Below are 2,118 nucleotides of genomic sequence, written 5' to 3'. Positions count from 1 at the left end.
TGCTGCGTGATAGCCTTCCCTGGCGAATCTCTTTGCGACATGTCCGCCAATGCCGGCGCCTGCTCCTATAACCATGCAAACGTCCGTCATATAGCGCGCCTTTATTCTATCATTTGAGAAACGGATTAAGCTTCATGACTTCTTCCATGAAGGACCGGGGTTTCTTCCAGTTGGCCGTTTTCAGATTTGTCTTGAGATCCAGTGTCTTGATCACATCATTGATGAAATGGACGCAATTGCGCTTGTTGAGGCTGTAGCTTTTCTGGGGAATAGTCTGCCATTTTTTCACCACGGCCATCAATTCCCGATATTTCGTGTCGCTGATCTTCACGGTGAAATGCGGGTTGCTGCTGCTGATATATTCAGCCGATGGCGCCTTCACATGGCCGTTGACCGAACCAAATAATATGCCCGGCGACACATTGATGGCGGTAAATCCGAAGCCGGTATCGACCGTCTTGCCGTCAGCCGTTTCACCCTTGGCGATAAAGAAAGCATGCGGGAAATTCTTGCCGAAATCGTGCGAATAGAAAGTGACCGTCACTTCTGCGCGCGCGGTTACCGAGAAAGATACCATGCAGAGCAGAGCGACCAGACCAGCCATTTTCAATAGATATGCAAAACCAGATTTCACGTTCATTCCTTCAACTTGTCGTTCAGCCAGAGTGCGGCCCGTCTGGGGGTTTTCTTGTCGTCTTCGCGGTCCACCATATAATTGGCTTCGCGCATTTTTTCCACCGTGATCGCACCGACCAGTGGATTTAGTGCCGCGACGAACTTATCATCGTTGTTGCGGTTCGGGGCGAGCAGCAATATCGCTTCATAGGATGGTACGGCGTTCTTGGTATCTTCGAGCACAACAAAGCCATTGGCCGCGATCCGGCCATCGGATGAAAAAGCCGAAATCACGTCGACTTCGCCGCTGGCCAGCGCAGGATACATGAAGGTCGGACTGAACGACCGGGCGTCCTTGAAACGGATCGGATAGGCGGCCTGCACCATCCGCCACTCGGGCCGTTCGAGAAATTCGACATCGGTGCCGAAATTGAAATCGCTCGACACCCGCGCCAGATCATTGAGCGTCCTGAGCGATTTGGAGCGTGCATCTTCCGGTCTCACCACAAAAGCATAGCTATTCTCAAATCCCAGCGCGCCGAGCATTTTGACGCCGTGACTGGTGCTGGTCCATTGCGCGATCGTGTCGAGCATCGCTGATTTCGGCTGGCTATCCGTGCGCCGCATCTGGTTGGTCCAGATCGTGCCCGAATAGTCGACATAAACGTCGATATCGCCCTCCGACAGCGCGGTATAAATCACAGCGGAACCCAATCCCTCGCGATAACGGACTTGATAACCCGCCTCTTCAAGACGTGATCCGATCAGCCGCGCGAGAATATATTGTTCAGAGAAATTTTTCGACCCGATCACCACGACATTGTCACGCGCGACCATCAGCGGCAGCGTTGCGGTCAACAAACCCGCTGCGATAATCGCCAACCCTGCCCCGACCAATATCCGCCGGCGCTCGCGAATGCCCCGTTCGATAAGCCCGAGCAGCAGATCAACCGCAATCGCGAGCGCTGCGGAGAACAGGCAACCGGCCAGCACCAGCGTCCAGTTCTGCGTCTGCAGTCCGGCAAAGATCAGGTCGCCGAGGCTGGGCTGGCCCACCGTGGTGGACAGCGTTGCCGCGCCGATGGTCCAGACCGCTGCTGTCCGGATCCCGGCCATGATTGTGGGAGCCGCAAGTGGCGCTTCGACATAATATAGTTTCTGACCGCTGGTCATCCCGAGACCATCCGCCGCCTCTTTTGCTGCAGGATCGACCCCGGACAATCCGGTCACCGCATTGCGCAGGATCGGCAGCAACGCATAAAGGGTCAGCGCGAGCAGCGCAGGCAGGAAACCGAAGGCGGATATTCCCCCGCCGACCAAAGCCGAGATTCCCAGCAGCAGCGGGTAGAAGAGCGCCAGCAGCGCGAGCCCGGGGATCGTCTGGATCAGACTGGCAACGGTCAGCGCCACCGCCGCCACTCTCGGCGATCGCGCTGCCCAGATTGCCAGCGGCAGACAAATGACCATCGCCAGAAACAGCGCAGAGACGCTGATCTGGACATG

The 2,118-nt window shown here is 56.3% G+C and carries 2 protein-coding genes; both read right to left on the bottom strand.

The features are described from left to right. Window positions 1-109: 109 nt before the first annotated feature. Window positions 110-634: a hypothetical protein gene (locus WBM93_RS06670; protein WP_424429870.1), complete on the bottom strand. Its 525-nt coding sequence runs from the start codon at window positions 632-634 to the stop codon at window positions 110-112. A gap of 2 nt (window positions 635-636) precedes the next feature. Continuing rightward, a partial coding sequence (locus WBM93_RS06665; protein WP_424429868.1) for an ABC transporter permease/substrate-binding protein occupies window positions 637-2,118 on the bottom strand: 1,482 nt, incomplete at its 5' end.

It is taken from the genome of Parasphingorhabdus sp., assembly GCF_049667325.1.
GTDB lineage: Bacteria > Pseudomonadota > Alphaproteobacteria > Sphingomonadales > Sphingomonadaceae > Parasphingorhabdus.
Note: the sequence above shows the minus strand (reverse complement) of the source record. Positions and strands in the feature narration are given on the sequence as shown.